The 18,647-nt window shown below is 45.6% G+C and carries 22 protein-coding genes; 6 read left to right on the top strand and 16 right to left on the bottom strand.

Annotated features, from left to right (window positions below):
* Positions 1-385: 385 nt before the first annotated feature.
* Positions 386-1,600, top strand: a complete 1,215-nt coding sequence (locus tag QUB66_RS26340; RefSeq protein WP_265234911.1) for a response regulator — start codon at positions 386-388, stop codon at positions 1,598-1,600.
* 205 nt (positions 1,601-1,805) lie between these two features.
* Complete coding sequence (locus QUB66_RS26335; RefSeq protein WP_332970262.1) at positions 1,806-2,804, top strand: glycosyltransferase family 2 protein; 999 nt, start codon at positions 1,806-1,808, stop codon at positions 2,802-2,804.
* Positions 2,805-2,880: 76 nt separating this feature from the next.
* On the opposite strand, the gene QUB66_RS26330 is transcribed toward QUB66_RS26335, so the two are convergent.
* Positions 2,881-3,057, bottom strand: coding sequence for a hypothetical protein (locus QUB66_RS26330; protein ID WP_332970258.1), 177 nt, complete (start codon positions 3,055-3,057; stop codon positions 2,881-2,883).
* Positions 3,058-3,961: 904 nt separating this feature from the next.
* Between QUB66_RS26330 and QUB66_RS26325 the strand changes: the two genes are divergently transcribed.
* The 3 genes from QUB66_RS26325 to QUB66_RS26315 all read left to right on the top strand — a co-directional run bounded on the left by QUB66_RS26325 (position 3,962) and on the right by QUB66_RS26315 (position 6,767).
* The gene (locus QUB66_RS26325) at positions 3,962-4,588 is read left to right on the top strand and encodes an acyl carrier protein phosphodiesterase (RefSeq protein ID WP_332970256.1); all 627 of its coding nucleotides are present in this window, start codon (positions 3,962-3,964) and stop codon (positions 4,586-4,588) included.
* A gap of 262 nt (positions 4,589-4,850) precedes the next feature.
* Positions 4,851-5,747: a thermonuclease family protein gene (locus QUB66_RS26320; RefSeq protein WP_265234914.1), complete on the top strand. Its 897-nt coding sequence runs from the start codon at positions 4,851-4,853 to the stop codon at positions 5,745-5,747.
* 252 nt (positions 5,748-5,999) lie between these two features.
* Positions 6,000-6,767 (top strand): class II glutamine amidotransferase, encoded by a 768-nt coding sequence (locus QUB66_RS26315; protein ID WP_332970255.1) that lies wholly within the window; start codon positions 6,000-6,002, stop codon positions 6,765-6,767.
* A gap of 21 nt (positions 6,768-6,788) precedes the next feature.
* Here QUB66_RS26315 and QUB66_RS26310 read toward each other — a convergent pair whose 3' ends face one another.
* The 15 genes from QUB66_RS26310 to gltB all read right to left on the bottom strand — a co-directional run bounded on the left by QUB66_RS26310 (position 6,789) and on the right by gltB (position 18,178).
* On the bottom strand, positions 6,789-7,340 hold the full coding sequence (locus QUB66_RS26310; RefSeq protein WP_265234916.1) for a Uma2 family endonuclease: 552 nt from the start codon (positions 7,338-7,340) through the stop codon (positions 6,789-6,791).
* 157 nt (positions 7,341-7,497) lie between these two features.
* Positions 7,498-8,355, bottom strand: coding sequence for a hypothetical protein (locus QUB66_RS26305; protein WP_332970253.1), 858 nt, complete (start codon positions 8,353-8,355; stop codon positions 7,498-7,500).
* An 85-nt stretch (positions 8,356-8,440) separates the two neighbouring features.
* Positions 8,441-8,605: a hypothetical protein gene (locus QUB66_RS26300; RefSeq protein WP_332970252.1), complete on the bottom strand. Its 165-nt coding sequence runs from the start codon at positions 8,603-8,605 to the stop codon at positions 8,441-8,443.
* A 182-nt stretch (positions 8,606-8,787) separates the two neighbouring features.
* Positions 8,788-9,108, bottom strand: coding sequence for a DUF433 domain-containing protein (locus QUB66_RS26295; protein ID WP_332970251.1), 321 nt, complete (start codon positions 9,106-9,108; stop codon positions 8,788-8,790).
* A 41-nt stretch (positions 9,109-9,149) separates the two neighbouring features.
* Positions 9,150-9,383, bottom strand: coding sequence for a hypothetical protein (locus QUB66_RS26290; protein WP_332970250.1), 234 nt, complete (start codon positions 9,381-9,383; stop codon positions 9,150-9,152).
* Between the two features lie 307 nt (positions 9,384-9,690).
* A complete protein-coding gene (locus QUB66_RS26285) occupies positions 9,691-10,080 on the bottom strand; it encodes a hypothetical protein (protein WP_332970249.1) in 390 nt (129 codons plus the stop codon).
* Positions 10,077-10,271 carry a hypothetical protein gene (locus QUB66_RS26280; RefSeq protein WP_332970248.1) on the bottom strand — a complete coding sequence of 65 codons (195 nt, stop codon included), beginning with the start codon at positions 10,269-10,271 and terminating at the stop codon, positions 10,077-10,079. The genes QUB66_RS26285 and QUB66_RS26280 overlap by 4 nt, the downstream gene beginning before the upstream one ends.
* Before the next feature lie 162 nt (positions 10,272-10,433).
* Positions 10,434-10,646 carry a hypothetical protein gene (locus QUB66_RS26275; RefSeq protein ID WP_332970247.1) on the bottom strand — a complete coding sequence of 71 codons (213 nt, stop codon included), beginning with the start codon at positions 10,644-10,646 and terminating at the stop codon, positions 10,434-10,436.
* Positions 10,647-10,736: 90 nt separating this feature from the next.
* Positions 10,737-10,991: a type II toxin-antitoxin system RelN family antitoxin gene (locus tag QUB66_RS26270; protein ID WP_332970246.1), complete on the bottom strand. Its 255-nt coding sequence runs from the start codon at positions 10,989-10,991 to the stop codon at positions 10,737-10,739.
* A gap of 12 nt (positions 10,992-11,003) precedes the next feature.
* Positions 11,004-11,324, bottom strand: coding sequence for a S1 RNA-binding domain-containing protein (locus QUB66_RS26265; protein ID WP_332970245.1), 321 nt, complete (start codon positions 11,322-11,324; stop codon positions 11,004-11,006).
* Positions 11,325-11,355: 31 nt separating this feature from the next.
* Entirely contained in the window at positions 11,356-11,703 is a 348-nt protein-coding gene (locus tag QUB66_RS26260) for a XisI protein (RefSeq protein ID WP_332970244.1), read from the bottom strand.
* Positions 11,704-11,829: 126 nt separating this feature from the next.
* Positions 11,830-12,222 (bottom strand): hypothetical protein, encoded by a 393-nt coding sequence (locus QUB66_RS26255; RefSeq protein ID WP_332970243.1) that lies wholly within the window; start codon positions 12,220-12,222, stop codon positions 11,830-11,832.
* Complete coding sequence (locus tag QUB66_RS26250) at positions 12,215-12,880, bottom strand: Panacea domain-containing protein (RefSeq protein ID WP_332970242.1); 666 nt, start codon at positions 12,878-12,880, stop codon at positions 12,215-12,217. Before QUB66_RS26250 ends, QUB66_RS26255 begins: the two co-directional genes overlap by 8 nt.
* Positions 12,881-12,951: 71 nt before the next feature.
* Positions 12,952-13,461: a hypothetical protein gene (locus QUB66_RS26245; RefSeq protein WP_332971291.1), complete on the bottom strand. Its 510-nt coding sequence runs from the start codon at positions 13,459-13,461 to the stop codon at positions 12,952-12,954.
* Between the two features lie 130 nt (positions 13,462-13,591).
* Positions 13,592-18,178 (bottom strand): glutamate synthase large subunit, encoded by a 4,587-nt coding sequence (gene gltB / locus QUB66_RS26240; protein WP_332970240.1) that lies wholly within the window; start codon positions 18,176-18,178, stop codon positions 13,592-13,594.
* Between the two features lie 202 nt (positions 18,179-18,380).
* Between gltB and QUB66_RS26235 the strand changes: the two genes are divergently transcribed.
* Positions 18,381-18,593, top strand: coding sequence for a DUF433 domain-containing protein (locus tag QUB66_RS26235; protein WP_265234931.1), 213 nt, complete (start codon positions 18,381-18,383; stop codon positions 18,591-18,593).
* Positions 18,594-18,647: the final 54 nt, after the last annotated feature.

Raw genomic sequence — 18,647 nt, 5'->3', positions numbered from 1 at the left:
TGTTCTACATTTAAATTGTGTGTGAAAAATCAATCAAACACTCTTGTGGTACGTTGCTCCGACGCCGTACCGAATATTTAATTTAAATACGCGACAGCTTAGTGCAAATAGGCGCTGCATCCTGATGGCTAAAACTCCTGAGGGGTATCGTACCATTTGAGATTTCAGATTTCAGATTTGAAATTTGGGAATAACTGATGAATTAAGGGTTTTCAGCCTACCTATGGCTGCATTATTTTGGAGAAATTGTATCAGTACCTGATGGGGTTGCACTCGCAGCATAAAGTGTGTTTTTTTGAGCAAAATTCAGTAATATTACTGTTTTATTCCACAACTCAGCATCTATATAATAGGAGAAACAGGAGTACAGGGGATGCGAGTTGATATGTCTGCTACCGCAATCGGGTACAAAATGCTATCTCATACTCTGGCAGTGCTCAGCCAGAAACAAGCAACGGGAAAACTGCTGTTAGAGCAAGGCGAACAACAGTGGCAACTTTACTTTTTCCAGGGTAGTTTGGTTTATGCGACAGGAGGAGCGCATAGGGCGAGGCGCTGGTACAGGGCTGTTGGGCAACACTGTCGCAACTTTCAAGTGGATCTCAGAGACCTCGATGCTGGGGAACTATGGGAATATCAACTGATTCAGCAAGGGCTGGCAGCCAGCGAAATGAGTTTGCAACAAGCTAAGGCGATCGTCCACAGCAGCGTTTCGGAAGTTTTCTTTGCTCTGATCGGTCAATCGGGTTTACGTCGGGAATGGCGTCCGTCGGAAAAATATTTTTCTAAAATTATCTCTTCTTTGCTGCTGTCTGTAACGGAAGTAGAAAAAATTCTGTGTTCTACAGAACAAATTTGGCAGAAGTGGAAAGGAATGGGTTTGTGGCTGGTAGATCCTGAACAAGCACCGCTTTTAAAAGCGTCGGCCAAGTTACAGGAAAATCGATTTAGCTCTAGTTCTTTGATAGCTTTGGGTAACGTATTTAACGGCGAGAATACTCTTTGGGATATTGCATTTAAGAAAAAACAGTGCGTCACCGTCGCAACTCGCGCTTTAGTTAATTACATGAAGCAGGGTTTAGTAAATTTCCGAACAGTACCAGACTTACCGTCGCCTATAGAACAGTGGCGCCTTGCTGCGGCGATGAATGGGCGGGTGCGCCCTTTGATTGCCTGTATCGATGACAGTCCGACAGTATGCGAATTTTTACAGCAAATTTTATTGCCGGCGGGGTATCGAGTCCTAAAAATTCAAGATCCGATGGATGGAGTGGGCATCATCGCCAAACAGAAGCCTGCTTTAATTTTTATGGACGTGGTGATGCCGAAGACAAGTGGTTTTGCTTTGTGCAATTTTTTGCGGAAAACACCGAGTTTTCGGGAAACTCCGATCGTATTTTTGACTGGTCAAGACAGTATAATCGATCGCACGCGAGCGAAACTTACAGGTGCTTCCGATTTTTTGACCAAGCCACCCAATCCCGAACAGGTTTTGCAAATAGCTGACAAGTATTTGAAGGTAAAAGGCGATCCCAGTCCTTTAGGAATTCGCCCCCACGATTTACTGAATTCGCGCCAACTTACTTGGGCAAATTCTTGAACCAAATTTATGCTCAAAAAGCATCGCTTATCCGGTGCGTCAGTCTCTGACGCACCTTAGACGTATTGTATAATCAAGACGCAACTGGATTTAATCAATAAATCTTTGAGGGGCGAGTGCATAATTTTTCTGGATTTCACAGCCAGGATTTTAGTAAATCCGCCCAGCCTGTATAGATTATAATCCTTCGGACTGGATATTCATGATGAGCGATCGAACTCCGCAGGTAAGCGTGGTGATTCCGGCTTACAACTGCGCTGCTTACGTCGGCCAAGCCGTTGATAGCGTGCTGCGCCAAACCTATACTGACTGGGAAATTATTGTCGTAGACGACGGTTCCCGAGACGACACCAGATTAGTTTTAGAGCAATATGGCGATCGAATTCGCTACATTTACCAACAAAATCAAGGAGTTTCCATTGCCCGAAATCGCGGCATCGAGCTAGCGCGAGGAGAATTCATCGCCTTTCTCGATGCAGATGACTACTTCTTACCAGACAAAATAGCAGCACAAATCGCTGTATTTGCAGCGCAACCAAATTTAGGAATAGTCCACAGTGGCTGGCGTCAAGTCAACAGTATAGGCGAACCGATCAAAGATGTCACACCCTGGAAAAACGTCCCTAAATTAGACTTAGAAATGTGGCTGCGGTGGAAACCAGTATTACCCAGCGCGATGGTATTTCGCCGCCATTGGTTAGAGCGAGCCGGCGGATTTGACCCTCGATTTCCCCCGGCGGAAGATACAGATTTAGTGCTGCGTTTAGCCTTAATGGGATGCGAAACAGAGTGGCTGCGGCAAATAACAGTTTGCTACCGCCAGCACGAACAAAGCGCCATGTACAAAGGTTTACCGCAAGCTAAATCCCTGGCGGCAGTCATAGACAGTTTTTTTTCCCGCCCCGAATTGCCCGATAAAATACGTTTGTTGGAAAAGCAAATCAAGTACAGTACCTTAGTTTGGATTGCTTGGTATTTGCACCGCACCGGTCATTCCGTTGAGATGGCAGAATTTTTACAGCGTTCTTGGAATTATACGCCTTATTTGCCTGTGGAAACAGTAATTGATTGGGCGGAATGTTTCGCCGAATTTTCGCAGGATGCTGGCAATGAATTGGATGCAGATTTATTAACTCAATCTCCGGAGTGGCAGCAGTTAATGCAGTGGATTATTCTCAGCAGCCACAATCAAAATGGTTTGTAGTGAGGACTTTAGTCATCGGAAAGAAGGACTTGCATTCCTCACTACGAACTTTACGAATCTTGTTGATTAATTGATATTAATTGCAAATTGGTGGTGTTCCCCCAGGACTGTAAGGCACAACTACCGCCGAATTTGTTACCAATTCAATCTCGCCCTTAGCGTTAATTATCCAGCCTTGAGCCTCAACCAGCGGCTTGGCGACATCAAAATTATCGTTGCTGCTGCTGACTCGTTCCCTGGGACTCGGTGGCAAACCGCCGCGCCCGGTGATGACAAACCGACTTGTCCTTTGGCCGGTAGTTTGACAGCCTCGCGCCGGCGGCGGGGGAAATCGGGTGGTTTCTGGCTGATTTAATCCTTTTACGGGGTCAGTATTGGGAGTTCTAAGTTCGACATTGCCGTTAATTCCTAATTCTGAACTGGCGTCGATGTCGCTGTCAGTCGAGCGAAAAATACCTTGTGCGTTAATGATAATATTTCCGCCTTGGCCTCGGATTGCGTTGGCGCGGATGTCGCTATTTTGCTTAGGAATGAAAAAATTTGTGTTAATATCAATATTACCGCCAGAGCAGGGTCATTGTAAACAAACACAACATTTATTGTGTAGCAATTTTTTGTCAAAATGGTATTAACTAATTTTAACTTGTTAACCTTCGATCATAGTATTTGGCGTGTTAATATATACAAATTTTGTATCCACTCAATAAATCGGGGAAAATCGCTCACTGACGAGCCTCAAACATCGCAAAAACCTTCCCGACACGGTAGTCTACCCCGATTTATTGAGCGGATACTTATAGCGGTTCTCAAAAAAGTGAGGATAGCCCTATGCCCTATGCCGGAAGCGTACCTAATCTTTCTGAAAAAGGCTATATATTGTAGGTTCTTTCGAGGTAAATTTCTGTAAAATAATAGACGAAAAAAAAGGTTCAAAATATCAAATATTCAAGCGTTTTCGCACCATACCTCAACTCGAAGGTTATAGAAAATCAGATAATCAAATTTATGAAAAAAAATGAAGTTACTAATAAGAATATTAGCTAACAAACTCACTCCTTGGATATGGATTGAGCACTTCTCATGTAAGTCGATTAAATAGGCATTTAAAGAGAAGAGAGCAACACACCCTACAAATACAGTTGCATCATGTTTCAAAAATGGTATTATATCTGTTTAATGTAGCAATGAATTATTTAGCTCATCTATTCTTATCAGACGGTACGCCAGCATCGCTGATTGGCAACCTCTTAGGCGATTTTGTCAAGGGTTCGGCAGTCAATCTTTATTCCGAGGACATTAGAAACGGCATCGATTTGCACCGAAAAGTAGATATCTACACCGACTCTCATGCAGTAGTGCGATCGAGTACAAGCCTTGTTTGCGCCGATAGACGCAGATTTGCCGGAGTGTTGGTAGACGTATTTTATGACCACTTCTTAGCTAAAAATTGGCTGGAATATTCACAAGTTCCCCTCCGCGAGTTTTCGCGTAATGCGTACAAAGTATTGCAAGACAACCGCGATATATTGCCCGAATCGCTTCAGGAAGTGCTACCAAAAATAATTGCCTATGACTGGCTCGACTCCTACAAGGAAATTGACGGAATAGATCATGCTCTCAAGAGAATATCGGCAAGAATCAACTGGACTAATAACTTAGCAGATGGCCTAGAAGATTTAACAGTTAATTATCAGCAGCTTGAATCAGATTTTAGGGCTTTTTTCCCAGACTTGATAAATTACGCAGCAACTTGCAAAAATCAATATCAAAAATACCAACACTAATCGGTAAGGTTGCACAGAATGCTAGATATCAATACGGTTCATACAAGAGAGTCCGGTTGAGAAATCTCTGTGAAAAATAGACACTGCAATTGCTTCCAGAAGACGCTCTATTCGGACAAAAAAATATTAACTGAACCGTATTGTGCTATATATCCAGTAGCCAACAGAAGGTCTCACTCCTAAGAAATTGCATTCAGCACCAAACTCATGTACACTTTAGCCAATATGTGAATGAAATCTCAAGTCTAACAGGCTGCGAAATATGGCAACCAGAATTCCGAACCTGCAAATAACTCAAGTAGTTGATGGCGATACTGTCAAAGTTGCTCTTAACGGCAAAACCGAGTCATTGCGACTGATTTGCGTCGATACAGAAGAAAGTTACTCCAACACTTCAAAACCTGTAACCGCGGCGGGGAAAGCAGCTTCGGAAATGGCTAAACAATACTTCGCGACAGCAGATGGTGGACTAGCTAAAGTTGATATTGAATTTGATACAGACGATGCGGTTGAAGTTGCACTCTTAAAACACCGCGACAACTACGGACGCATCCTCTGTTACATACACAAAGATGGAGAAAATTACAATCTTAAACTAATTGAAGAAGGCTGGAGTCCGTACTTTGTGAAATACGGGCGATCCCGATTGTATCACCGACCAATGACTCAGGCAGAATCCGCCGCAAAAGCTTACAATCTGATGATTTGGAATCCGATTACTAATGCCAAAATTCCCTCTCGCAACTATGCAAACTTGCTTCCTTGGTGGTCGATGCGCGGCTCCATTGTTGAAGATTTTCGCTTGTCGGAAGTAACCACCGGAGTCCTGTCTGTGAGATTGCACTACCCGAAAATCTTAGCGGCTTCCGAGCAGGCTAAATCTATTACTATTTTCTGCGACTTGCAGGCTGGGATTAATAAATGGATCGGTGGAAATGCCCTGATTTATGCTGGTTCAGTTTATCATAAATTAGATTTGTGGATACCGGATGCCGAAACTGATGAAATGGCTCCTTTGAAGCGATTGATTGAGAAACGTTATGCTGGTCAAGGACGCGGTTATGTGTATATCAGTGGCAAGGTTGAACAGTACAAAAGCAAGCCTCAAATAATTTTGAAGAGTATCAAACAGTTTTCTGACTTTCCCCCAGAAACTTGAATTAAAAATGAAGTTAATTAAGCCAAGAGAGAGCAATCCTCAGAAAGCATCGCCTTCTCTTGGGCTATGATAAAATACGGTTCACTTAAGACCGATCTCCCTGGCACACCCCTTAAAAAGGGGGGGACAAGAAAAGCACATTGATTATATTTTTTTATCATGCTCAATTAATTCATACTATAATGGTATCATCAAAAATCTGTAGCTGCCAATAGCTGCGACATCTATCCAAACTCCAGAGATTTAAAAGCTATGTGCCAATTACTGGGAATGAACTGCAATGTTCCAACAGATATTTGCTTTTCTTTTGAAGGTTTTTCTGCAAGGGGTGGCAAAACAGACTTTCATCAAGACGGTTGGGGAATTGCTTTTTTTGAAGGTTTGGGATGCCGCCTGTTTATCGACTCAAAACCTGCGGTTGCTTCTCCGGTTGCGGAAGTTGTGCGGCGCTATCCCATTCACTCAACTAACGTCATTGCTCACATCCGCAAAGCTACCCAAGGCGAAATTGCTCTGGAAAACTGCCACCCTTTTATTCGGGAACTTTGGGGACGCTATTGGGTGTTTGCTCACAATGGTAATCTGGAAAATTTTCATCCTGAAACTGCGGGATTTTATAAAGCTGTCGGCAAAACTGACAGCGAAAAAGCATTTTGTTTGATATTAGAAAGGTTGCGAGAAAATTTTCCTCAAAATAAGCCTGCTTTGACGGAAATTTACGAAGTTTTGAACGAAATTACTAAAACTTTGGCAGCGCACGGAATTTTTAACTATTTACTTTCTGATGGAGAACATTTATTTACACACTGTTCTACGAATCTGCATTATATTGTGCGACAAGCACCTTTTGCGAGGGCGCATTCGATCGATGAAGATGTAACTGTGGATTTCCGGGAACTGACACAGGAGGGCGATCGCGTGGCGGTTATTGCTACTTTTCCGCTGACTGATGATGAAGTTTGGACGCAAATTCAACCGGGAGAATTGCTGGTATTTCAGGACGGTTTACCTGTGATTTGAAGGCGGAATTTACAAGGAAAATCAAGTGCTAACGATCGCACTTACCGACACAGCCACATCGGGAAATGCTAGCGGGTTAACGGTTCCGGCGGTTAGCGTCAGCTTGGAAGTGTAATCTCCATCAAGAGGATCTCGAAATACTATCAGGTGTCTTCTTTTGAGGTTAACCACCCAGTATTCGGGGATTCCGACTTCTGCGTAGATTTTCGTTTTCGTCTCTAAATCTTTAACGAGAGTGGAATCTGAGTATTCTATCAGCCAGAAAATGTTTTCGGGATAGGGGTGATGTTCGAGATATGTGCGGCCCAATCGCTGTACGATCGCAATATCGGGTTCTGGTTCCGAGTCGTTAGGAAGCGTAATCGGCTTGGCTGAACGGATGGTAGCGCGATCGCCCAACAGCCTGATCAGATATTCTCCTGCTTCGCTGCTAAAATAGGCGTGGGGTTCCCCTTCTGGTGACATTTCAACAACTTCTCCCTTCAGCAGTTCGACGCGCCGATTTTCTAAGATGCGCGAGGAGATCATTTGGTGGTATTCGTCGATCGACCATTTAACTGCAATTACGCTCATGGCGATGGTTTTTTATGGCTGGTCTGATTTTTGATTATAGGCGATCGATCGCAGATTTGATTTGCTTAAACGCAAAATTTTTCCTAAAAACCGGGAATCAGCCCGCCCCTGCGTCAGCCCTGAAACTGTCGCTACGTGTTGAGTTAATACTCACGTATCAAGTCCCTGCTTCACTAAAAGCTAGATTCAAATCATCAATTAATCCCAATTGTTGCGCCCACTCAGTCAAATAACCCTGCTCCAAATGCTCAGCTTGGACTTTCAGAATTCCCAAAACATCATACCATTGTTTTTGAGGCTGAGACTGTTGCCGCCAGAGCAGTTTTGCCAACACAATATCTTCAGGAGAAGCTATCCAAAAGTCTTCTACACCAGCTTCGTCTAGGGCTTCTAATCGTCGTCTTGCCATTTTTGAGCGATCGAATTCAGTCTGAGAATTCAGCACAATATCAGCGTTCAATACTGAAGCCATGTGAGTGACGCTCAACACCATCCCTCTGCCCTGTTGAATATCTTCTACCGAACCCGGAGGACAGTAAAAACCAGCGGTTTCTAGTGCTGCAACTAATTGAGAAATATTATCTCGGATCAATTCAATTACTAAATCTAAATCGCGTGTTGTTCTGGGGTCGCCATAGACAGAAGCGGCAACTCCTCCTGTAATATAATAAGAGATACCTAATGTTTCAAAAATTGGGTGCAACAGTCTAGCAATTTCGCTGGGGTCTTGCGTCCACATAGGGGCCTCACTGGTGGGGGTTAAAATTGGCAGCCATTTGCTACGTAAGATCGATCGGGCAAATCGCTCTTGGTAGGTTGATGGACAAGCTTTTTTCATCCCGCGCAAGCTAACAGTTTTTGCCCAACGATTTAATTTTGCCGCCATTTGCCACCGTTGGGAATTGGTGAGTTGCCGCAATTGGTAGAAATCAATTGCATCAGCTTCAGGAGTTTTATCATCTGACTGGGCGCGATATCCAGGTTTGATGGATATTTTTGGTATGGATTGAATCATTTTGCTTGTTGATTTTCCTAGCCATTCACAAAACTATTGATAGTTCCTGTTGATTTTCGTAGAATTGTATGTCCCGTAGCTGGAATCACAGAGGTAAGTATGCAATGCGATTCACCCAGTCTTCTGATTCGGATGTCTGCCATATTTTGATTAAATTGTCGATCGCGTCGCTAATAGGAAAACTTTGCAACACTATAATTACACCGGAAGTTGTTTGAGTAGAAATAAACTCTGCAAAATATCTCGGCATGGTTCTTTGGTCGTGGGAAACGAGAATTCTATTTTCTTGTGCTGCAAAACTTAGAACTTCTCAATCTGTCAAGCCACTTAAAAGCGATGCGTTTGATGCTTGAAAATCAACAGTTGCCTCGCGTCTCAGAACTCCTGTTACAATCGCTTGATTGAGATCGGCATCTGCTTGGAAAATAATTTTCATTGCGGGCTAGTCTGAGTGTAAAACTTTTGATAAAGCAACGAGTTATTTTCCCTTGCTTGCTGTCTCAATGTTTCAAATAGTTGTTCTCCCTCGGACAAATAAGCATTAATAGCTGTGCGATTAGCCAAGTAAAAGGTAATCGCTCCATAAACTTCTTCTAGTGTCACTGCTGCAAATGACTGAACGATGCTTTCAGGTGATTGTCCTGCCAGGAAAGCATAAATAATTGAATCGAGAGAAACGCGCTTCCCGACAATTCGGTAGCAATCTTCCCGTTCTTCAATGTACTGTTTTGTAGTTAGGGCTGCTGTACTCATGGTTTGCTGCATTAACTCATAATATTTTATATTATATCTTATCAGCGTTGTAGCTTTAAGCGCAAACTCCGAAACATATCTTCCGCATCAATTACTTCACCTCGTTCGGCCGCATCCATTCCCAGACGAATTTCTTGCTGGAGTTCTTTGAAGCGTCCTTTATAAATATCTTCTCCTTTATCCGAATGCAAGAATTTGATAAAGGCTAATACTTCTTGTTGCGGGTCTGCCGATAAGACCTTGACATTTTCTAAAATGGCTTGTTCGACGGTCATAATTATCCTTTTTTTTGGATTACTATTCCACAATCTAGCGATCGCATTATATCGCACGAACTGCTTTCGGTACTTACGCAGCTAAACTATTCACAAGTCTCACTGTAGGTCTGTCTGCACCCGTGGGCGATCGCAAAAAACTTCCAGGCACGGTGACGACTGCTACAGTGTTTCCCAGCATATCAAAGAACTTCGAGAAACCCATCGGCGCGCGGGGGTTGAGAAACCGGGTTTCTTCCTCGATCTTGGTGGGGATGCTGAGATGATCGGAGAAACCCGGTTTCTTGGATAGTTTTCCTAACGAGTGCTATTGATTTACCAGTCCTGGCAATTCTTGAATGTCGATGTGGATTCCTTGACGCTTCAGATATTGGCTCAAGTTGATCTGGATGAATAAATCTTTAAGTTCTTCAGCAATTTCTAAAGGGGGATTGCCAGATAACGCGGTTGCAATTAGACGTTCTGCCATTCTTAATTCGCCACATTCAATCGCTAAAGATGCTGCGCTGCGGTGAAGCACAGAACGAGTGGGTTCAGCATCAAGGGTGCTAGCGATTAAGGCTGCGGCCTGAGTTTCTTTCTCAAAGGCTTGGCGCGTGAATTGTGCAGCCAAGTCCAACGCACCTCTTAAGCGGGCGACTGCCGCTGCTTCGGCTAAATCCATTGCTTGTTGGTGGAGCGATTGAATCTGGCTCATTGGAGTACGGTTCCTTCAGGATTTTGCTTTGCACCAATAATAGAAATCGGTCTGCTGAACTCTACTACAATGATATACGCTGGCAAGCCTTGTGCGTCTGAGATGCGGGTTTGTTCCGTTTTCAGCTTGACTCTAGCATTGATTTGACTTCGATTGCCTTTGCGAATTCCAGAAACCTCTAGGCGCGCCATTCGCTCAAATGGCAACGTGGTAGCTGAATTTTGACTTCCTAACCAATAGTCAAATCCAGTTCCTTTGCGAGAACGTTCAATGACTGTGAGATTTGTTAATTGTAGAATTAACAGGAATGCGATTCCATAAGCAGCCTGCTCAGTCGTGTATTCTTCGTCATTCTAACATCTTCGGGTTTGCTCGGTGACTGGCTGCCAATCTAATTTGAACGCAGTAGAAAATTCTCCTTCAATTTCAAGTGTTACTCCTGGTTGGTGAGCTTCATCGGTTAGGCAAATCGCACCTGCTTCTGCGATCGCGGCTCCAAAAGCAGGTGTAATCGCAGGGAGTCCCTGGCTAAGGTTTTGTAAGTTTAAGATTTGAATCTGGCTCAAAGCGGCGTTGCTCTATGGAAACTAGAAACTCAATTCTACTCTCAGTTACTACGATTTGAGTCGATCGCTATTGGGAATTTTCATAAATAGCTAGTTCGATCGATTATCATTGATGCCGTCCCACATTTGAGACAAAGGGAGAGTTTGTCCGGTAATTGCTTCGTGGAAGCCTTGCTGAAGCCCTTCGAGGACAGTTTCGATGGGGTCATCATCTGGATCGATATCAGTGTCTTCCGGTACTAAGACAATAATCCGAACGTGGCTGTAGTTGGCAAGGGCAAGGGGGCGATCGAGAAAAAGTCGCCCTCGATTGTCAATTTTTCCGGTGGTTTCAATTGCTTTCATAGTCTCTCTGCGTCATAATTGATTTGCAACGGGAATTTTTAACTTGATAAGAGATTTTTGTAGCACGCTGGGTTTAACGCTCAACCAGACTTGTTGGCGATCGTCTTCAGTGTAGCCAATGACAACTGCACCGACAGGCGAACCAACATCAGGATACATTTCTGGTGTCATCGAGCCTGTATCGAGAAAGTCGGAAATTTGAATAAGCCCTTTTACCTCTGCATCGCCAAGATTGACAAAGACTCCAAAAGGTGCATGAAATTCAACTTTGCCATAGATTAGTTTTCCAAGTTGATACTTGGACTTGATCTGGTTCCAAAATTCTTGATTCATAGTATCTTTTGTTAATTTTCCCATAAATATGCTACGAAGCGACTGCAAAATCTGTGTATTGCCGCATTTCAGGCTCGTGAAATGCCAGCACAATATCTTCTTTGGGAACCCCTGCTTCTACTAAATCCGTTGCAATCCCATATTCTGTCCAGTCTTCCTCGATCCAAAATTTGCGATCGCAAATCCGAACGTAGACTGTCATTCCCGTAAGGCGATCGCCATGAGGCCAGCCCAGATTCATCCAGATGTAATGACCGTTTTGCTCGTCTGCAATCAAGAATGTCTCGGTTTCTTGTTGAGAAGAGCGATTATTGCACAATTTTATATACTCCGTCAAAATACGCTTAATTAGTTTGGGATACTCGATTAGTTTATCCATTGCACAATTTCCTCTACTTCTGTTTTATGCAATATCTAACATTAGTCCTCCTCAGATTCACAACTCATAAATTCGCGATCGGAGTGTTAGATTTCAGGTTTCCAGAACTAAACGCTCAACAAAATCTCACGATATTCCCAAGAAACCTTGGAGGGCGACTTTATACCTGTTCTTCAACCGCTTGGAAACCAAACCACCCTGCTGGATTTGTGCCAGAACAGCCACTGAACAAGATCCTTTTGGAATAGGACTACCAGCAGTAATTAATCCAGCTAGTTCAGTATCATTCATCTCACGAGCAAATTGGTAAGCTATCACAGACTCACGGATTATAAAGCTTGGTACACCCGAACCTGGTAGGAGAATACAGGCATCTTCAGAATTAGGTCTGCGGCTAGTGACGTTAACGAAGAGATAGCTGCTTTCAGAAGTTTGTGCAATGGCAATATATAGATGTTCACTGTTAGGAGGTGTATCCAGCAAAAAAGCATCTCCCAAATTAATGATGATGCTAGCCATTCAAAACCTCATCTAGATATGCCTCCCGGATGGCTGACTGCTGAATTTGGGATATTTTCTCGTCACTGTTACCCATCAAAACCCCATCTAGATATGCCTCTCGGATGGCTGAATCCTGAATTTCACCTATTTCTTCGTCACTCTTACCCACATTTTTTAGAATATCCTCTACAGCAATCGGAATGGCTGAACCGTGCGGATCTTGCCATTCTGGAAGGTCATGAGTCCACTCAGCAACCAGAAAAGGATCGAGATGCCCAAAAGCTTGATAAACCTCTTGAATGATTTCCTCCTCTTCTTCGCAAAGATCTGCATTTCCTGGATCGTTCAACAGGGAAACAAGATGTTCATTTTGTTCATTTTTCGTGGCAATGAACTTAGACCAGAGAGGTAAGGCATTATCAATGGGCTTCCCCTTAATCAGGTCATAAACACCACTGAGGACGGGGCCATAATTCATAGATACATAACGATCGCCAGTAATCGGTTGCTCTATGCGTTTCAATGCAATACGGTCAGCTATGTAAAGCATCTTCAGTAAGCCTAAATATTTCATAGGCCGATCGTGCAGCTTTAAGAACACTGCTGCTGCTTCAATAGCTTTCTCTGGATGGAACCGAAATTGAATTGGCATAAGCATTTTGGCAGAGTGCTTCATAGTAGTACAACTTGATTATAAACCATAATACTTTGACAAAGCATGATAGAAAGATGCAGGCTACATAGGTTTTAACCATTGTCAGCGATCGCGCGGATTTGTTGATCCGCATAGTCCCTATAACCATTGAGGTGTGCGATCGCCTCGCCGCGATTGTGTAACGTGCCAAATAGGTCAAATATTCCAAAACCTTGAGTTTTGATTTGATACGAAATCGGTTGCCCGGTCGTTACCAAACGCGCCCAATGTTCGCAATTCCATCCTTGAACGCCATAGTTCCATTCCTCGTGAAACGCCGGGACAGAAGCAATTAAATTCGTCAAAATTTCAGATCGATTGAGATAGGGAACTTTCAGGGCATCATGAAAATTATCACCTAGCTTTTCGATAGCCAAGCATCCTCGATCTGATGGACGGCTCGGATGCTCGGGCCACCAACCGAGCGCAGACGCATCCGATAGAGCAACGCTGTAATGCCAATGCAAAACGGTATCTGATCGTTGCACTAGGCGACCACATCGACTCGATCGCGGTTGCCAACGTTTAAGGATTTCTTTAATTAGCGCATCATCAGTATTCATGACGAGTCCTTTTCCGGGAACGGCGATCGACTTCAAGCTTTGTTTCCATTCTCAGCTTTTCTGCATTTAAATTTAATTTTGGGGCGGGCTAGAAGCCCACCCCAGAAAACAAGAAACAGGATTGTTATAATTAACTGCCGCCAATCCGAGCGACATCGCGAGCGTTTTCTTCAAACGCAGCCGTCAGCGCATCATCACCGCTTAAACCCGATGCGATCGCCCTTTCAATGGCCTGCAACACCCGCTTATAATCCCGCGGCATCACTTTCACAAACACCGGCACCATCTCATCCCACGCAGCAAGAACCTTTGATGCTTTTGCACTTCCAGTCAAATCAACATGAGTTTGAAGCATCAGCCGCAAATCGCTAATTTCCTCAACATCCTCCAGTTTTTCCAAATCCACCATCGACATATTGCAGCGAGTAGCAAAATCCCCCGCCTCATCCAAAATGTAAGCAACACCGCCACTCATACCCGCTGCAAAATTGCGCCCGGTTTCACCCAAAACCACAACTTTGCCGCCAGTCATGTACTCGCAACCGTGATCGCCCACACCCTCAACTACGGCGTTTACCCCGGAATTGCGGACTCCGAAACGTTCACCCGCCATCCCCCGGATGAAAACATCACCAGCGGTGGCTCCGTAAAGCACCACGTTGCCGACAATCACATTTTCTTCTGCGACAAAGGTAGAAGCCGGCGACGGATACAAGATGATTTTGCCGCCGCTCAGGCCCTTGCCGAGATAGTCGTTGGCCTCGCCTTCGAGCTCCAGCGTGACTCCCTTGGGCACAAATGCGCCAAAGCTTTGTCCCGCGCTACCTTGGAAGTGCAGGTGTACCGTGTCATCGGGTAAACCTTCCCAGTGGCGTTTGGTGATTTCGTTACCGAGAATTGTGCCGACAACGCGGTTGATGTTGGTAATTGGCAGTTTTGCGTGCACTTTTTCGCCATTTGCGATCGCACCTTTGCACAAATCCAACAACACAGTCATATCCATCGACTTTTCCAAACCGTGATCCTGCGCCATCTGACAATAGCGCCCGACATCCGCCCCAACCTCCGGCTGGAACAGAATGTTCGAGAAATCCAAACCCTTAGCCTTCCAGTGTTCCACCGCTTGCTGCGCTTCCAACACATCAGTGCGGCCCACCATTTCATTCAGCGTGCGGAAGCCCAACTGCGCCATAATTTCACGCACTTCCTGCGCGATGAATGTCATAAAGTTTACCGTGTGCTGCGGATCGCCCGTAAAGTTTTTCCGCAACAAGGGATCTTGAGTTGCAACACCCACGGGGCAAGTGTTTTGATGGCAGACGCGCATCATGATACAGCCCAAAGTTACCAGCGGCGCGGTGGCAAAACCGAATTCCTCAGCACCAAGCAGTGCAGCAATTGCTACATCGCGCCCGGTTTTCATTTGACCGTCGGTTTCCACAGCAATGCGACTGCGGAGATTGTTGAGTACCAAAGTCTGGTGAGTTTCCGCCAATCCCAACTCCCAAGGTAAACCCGCGTGTTTGATCGAAGTTTGCGGGGATGCGCCTGTACCGCCGTCGTAGCCGGAAATTAGCACCACATCGGCGTGGGCCTTCGCTACACCAGCCGCGATCGTCCCGACTCCCACTTCCGACACCAGTTTGACGCTAACCCGCGCTTCCCGGTTGGCATTTTTCAAGTCATGAATCAATTCGGCCAAATCCTCGATCGAATAAATGTCGTGGTGAGGAGGAGGCGAAATCAAACCCACGCCGGGAGTAGAGTTCCGTACTTTCGCAATCCAAGGGTATACTTTTTTACCCGGCAACTGTCCGCCTTCTCCAGGTTTCGCGCCTTGCGCCATCTTAATTTGCAATTCCCGCGCTTGGGAAAGGTACAAGCTGGTAACGCCGAAACGCCCGGAAGCAACTTGTTTGATCGCACTGTTTTTCGAGTCGCCCCGATCGTTCGTCCAAGTATAGCGATCGGAATCTTCGCCGCCTTCACCGGTGTTCGATTTACCACCAATGCGGTTCATGGCGATCGCCAGAGACTCATGCGCTTCTTGGGAAATCGAACCATAACTCATCGCCCCGGTTTTGAAGCGTTTGACAATCGCTTCCACGGGTTCGACTTCTTCAATCGGTATCGATTCCCGCTGCTTGAATTGCAACAAACCGCGCAAGGTAAAATGCTGCTGGTTTTGTTCATTAACCAGCCCAGAATACTGTTTGAAAAGCGGGTAACTTCCCTCGCGTACCGACTTTTGCAGCGCGTGAATTGTCTGCGGGCTGAACAAATGCGCCTCGCCTTCTTTTCGCCACTGATATTCGCCGCCGACATCGAGAGTATGTCCGCTGCTGGGGCGTTCTGGGAATGCGTGGGTGTGGCGTAAAATCGCTTCTTGGGCGATGATTTCCAAGTCTACACCTGCAATCCGCGATGCTGTCCAAGTGAAGTATTTATCGACTACGGATTTGTTCAATCCGATCGCCTCAAATATCTGTGCACCGCGATAACTTTGAATGGTGGAAATCCCAATTTTTGAGGCAACTTTTGTCACACCCTTAGTTGCGGCTTTCACGTAGTTTTTGCAAGCTGTTTTGTAATCAACATCTAGCAGCAATTTTTCGCGGATCGAATCGGCGATCGTCTCAAAGGCCAAATACGGATTAATCGCACCGCAACCGTAGCCGATTAAAGTCGCAAAGTGATGCACTTCGCGCGGTTCACCGGATTCGAGAACAAGTCCCGCCTGCGTGCGCGTACCTTTACTGATCAAGTGGTGGTGCAGGCCCGCAACCGCCAGCAGCGCCGGAATCGGAGCGTTTTCGGCGTTGATTCCCCGATCGCTCAAAATGATGATATTCACCCCAGAGGCGATAGCGCTATCTGCTGCTGCAAACACATCTTCTAACGCCTGTTCGAGACCTTTTACCCCGCTTTTGGGGTTGAACAAAATCGGCAGTGTGATAGAGCGGAAATTGCCTAGATTTACCTGTTTGAGTTTTGCTAATTCTTCATTGCTGAGAATTGGGGTTTTCAGTTCGATTAAATGGCAGCTTTCTGGTTCTGGCTTCAGCAAATTGCGTTCAGCGCCGATCGTAGTTTCAGCAGAAGTTACAATTTCTTCGCGGATCGAATCTATCGGCGGATTGGTAACTTGAGCAAACAGTTGCTGGAAGTATTCGTAAAGCAGTTTTGGGCGGTTGGAAAGCACAGCCAGCGGCGTATCCGCACCCATTGCACCGACAGCTTCTACACCATTTTTTGCCATTGGCGCTAACAGCAACCGCAGTTCTTCAAAGGTGTAGCCAAAGGCCATTTGGCGCTGGATCAATGTTTCGGGGTCGGATTCTGCGACTGCTGGCGCATCTGGGAGTTTGGCGATTTCGACCATGTGCTGGTCGATCCACTCGCGGTAGGGGTGTTCTGTAGAGATTTTGGTCTTAATTTCTTCGTCAGAAACGATGCGGCCTTCCTCGGTATTTACTAGGAACAGCCTCCCCGGTTGCAGGCGGCCTTTTGAGAGGATTCTTTCTGGGGCGATCGGCAAAACTCCGGCTTCCGATGCCATGATTACTAAGTCGTCTTTGGTGACGCAGTAGCGGGAAGGGCGCAAACCGTTGCGATCGAGCACTGCGCCGATCGATGTTCCGTCGGTAAATGCGATCGAAGCCGGGCCATCCCAAGGTTCCATCAAGCAGGAATGATATTCGTAGAAAGCTTTTTTCTCGTCACTCATGGACTCGTGGGCTGTCCAAGGTTCGGGAATCATCATCATTACGGCGTGGGGTAAAGAACGCCCGGCCAAATATAGTAATTCCAAAGCGTTGTCAAAAATCGTTGAGTCGCTACCTTCGATGTTGATTAAATTCGGGATTTTCTTTAAATCATCGCCGAACAACTCGGACTCGAACAAGGATTGCCGCGCGTGCATCCAGTTGATGTTGCCGCGCATCGTGTTGATTTCGCCGTTGTGGGCGATGTAGCGGTAAGGGTGCGATCGTTCCCAACTCGGAAAAGTATTGGTGCTGAAGCGCGAGTGAACTAGGGCTAAAGCGCTTTCCATGTCGGGGTCGTGGAGGTCGGGATAGTAATCTCCCACTTGTACCGGCATTAACATTCCCTTGTAGACGATCGTGCGGCACGACAGTGTGGAATTGTACCAGTAGGGGTCTACTTCCGTCCTGCGGATGGCGTTGTGAGCGCGCTTGCGGATGACGTACAGTTTCCGCTCAAAAGCCGCCTCGTCAATACCTGCGGCGCGCCGGAGGAACACTTGCTGCATGAAGGGTTCGCTAGATTTGGCGGTGTCGCCCAAGGATGAGTTATCCGTGGGAACATCGCGCCAGCCGAGCACTTCTTGGCCTTCTTCGGCGGCGATTTCCTCAAAAATGCGTTTCCCGTTTTCCCGTTCCGTTGGATTTGGCGAGGAGTAAATCGCGCCGACACCGTACTCGCCGGCTTCTGGAAGTTCGATGTTGAGGGCCGCCGTTACTTTTTTCATGAATTTGTGCGGCACTTGCATCAAAATTCCCGCCCCGTCTCCGGTGTTGGGTTCGCAGCCGCAGGCCCCCCGGTGGTCGAGATTCAACAGGATTGTTAGTCCCTGTTCGACGATTTCGTGGGATTTGTTACCTTTCATGTGTACGATGAACCCGACTCCGCAAGCATCGTGCTCGAACTGCGGATCGTACAGGCCTTGTTTTACTGGCAGTCCGTTGTTGTTCATTTTGATGTGTCTCTCAAAGTGATGAAAAGATTTTGATCTAGAGTCAAGCGTGGGATGGCGATCGATCTAGTATCATGTATTATATATAGATTTACTCAATTGGGTAGATGCACGAAAAAATCAAAGCTGATGCGATCGATGGAGCGTGTAAAAATAGTTGAAGCTGATGAGTTAACTATGAAACCCGAAGGTCTAAATATTTATGCTGAAAAATCCTCTAATTATTAGCGTATCTCCTGAGATTATGGGCGGCACTCCAGTCTTTGCTTGTACTAGAGTTCCAGTACAAACACTTCTGGACTATCTGAAAGCAGGAGAATCCATTGATGATTTTTTGGATGGATTTCCAACTGTGACTAAAGAGCAAGTTATTGGGTTGCTGGAAGAGGCAGAAAAACAGCTTGTTGGTAATTAGATGATAAATTGATATTTGGATTTTTTTTAACCGCAGAGGCCGCAGAGAGCGCAG

It is taken from the genome of Microcoleus sp. A2-C3, from assembly GCF_036706065.1.
In the GTDB taxonomy this organism is placed as follows: domain Bacteria; phylum Cyanobacteriota; class Cyanobacteriia; order Cyanobacteriales; family Microcoleaceae; genus Microcoleus.
This window is presented reverse-complemented; position numbering and strand designations above follow the sequence as displayed.

Bases quoted from the DNA above. Each gene is read 5' to 3' on its own strand.
- QUB66_RS26270 (WP_332970246.1), bottom strand. From the start codon at position 10,991: ATGAAAGCAATTGAAACCACCGGAAAAATTGACAATCGAGGGCGACTT.
- QUB66_RS26305 (WP_332970253.1), bottom strand. From the start codon at position 8,355: ATGATTCAATCCATACCAAAAATATCCATCAAACCTGGATATCGCGCC.
- QUB66_RS26310 (WP_265234916.1), bottom strand. From the start codon at position 7,340: ATGAGCGTAATTGCAGTTAAATGGTCGATCGACGAATACCACCAAATG.
- QUB66_RS26290 (WP_332970250.1), bottom strand. From the start codon at position 9,383: ATGACCGTCGAACAAGCCATTTTAGAAAATGTCAAGGTCTTATCGGCA.
- QUB66_RS26265 (WP_332970245.1), bottom strand. From the start codon at position 11,324: ATGAATCAAGAATTTTGGAACCAGATCAAGTCCAAGTATCAACTTGGA.
- QUB66_RS26285 (WP_332970249.1), bottom strand. From the start codon at position 10,080: ATGAGCCAGATTCAATCGCTCCACCAACAAGCAATGGATTTAGCCGAA.
- QUB66_RS26280 (WP_332970248.1), bottom strand. From the start codon at position 10,271: ATGGCGCGCCTAGAGGTTTCTGGAATTCGCAAAGGCAATCGAAGTCAA.
- QUB66_RS26260 (WP_332970244.1), bottom strand. From the start codon at position 11,703: ATGGATAAACTAATCGAGTATCCCAAACTAATTAAGCGTATTTTGACG.
- QUB66_RS26295 (WP_332970251.1), bottom strand. From the start codon at position 9,108: ATGAGTACAGCAGCCCTAACTACAAAACAGTACATTGAAGAACGGGAA.
- QUB66_RS26320 (WP_265234914.1), top strand. From the start codon at position 4,851: ATGGCAACCAGAATTCCGAACCTGCAAATAACTCAAGTAGTTGATGGC.
- QUB66_RS26250 (WP_332970242.1), bottom strand. From the start codon at position 12,880: ATGAAGCACTCTGCCAAAATGCTTATGCCAATTCAATTTCGGTTCCAT.
- QUB66_RS26245 (WP_332971291.1), bottom strand. From the start codon at position 13,461: ATGAATACTGATGATGCGCTAATTAAAGAAATCCTTAAACGTTGGCAA.
- gltB (WP_332970240.1), bottom strand. From the start codon at position 18,178: ATGAACAACAACGGACTGCCAGTAAAACAAGGCCTGTACGATCCGCAG.
- QUB66_RS26235 (WP_265234931.1), top strand. From the start codon at position 18,381: ATGCTGAAAAATCCTCTAATTATTAGCGTATCTCCTGAGATTATGGGC.
- QUB66_RS26255 (WP_332970243.1), bottom strand. From the start codon at position 12,222: ATGGCTAGCATCATCATTAATTTGGGAGATGCTTTTTTGCTGGATACA.
- QUB66_RS26315 (WP_332970255.1), top strand. From the start codon at position 6,000: ATGTGCCAATTACTGGGAATGAACTGCAATGTTCCAACAGATATTTGC.
- QUB66_RS26335 (WP_332970262.1), top strand. From the start codon at position 1,806: ATGAGCGATCGAACTCCGCAGGTAAGCGTGGTGATTCCGGCTTACAAC.
- QUB66_RS26300 (WP_332970252.1), bottom strand. From the start codon at position 8,605: ATGCCGAGATATTTTGCAGAGTTTATTTCTACTCAAACAACTTCCGGT.
- QUB66_RS26325 (WP_332970256.1), top strand. From the start codon at position 3,962: ATGGTATTATATCTGTTTAATGTAGCAATGAATTATTTAGCTCATCTA.
- QUB66_RS26340 (WP_265234911.1), top strand. From the start codon at position 386: ATGTCTGCTACCGCAATCGGGTACAAAATGCTATCTCATACTCTGGCA.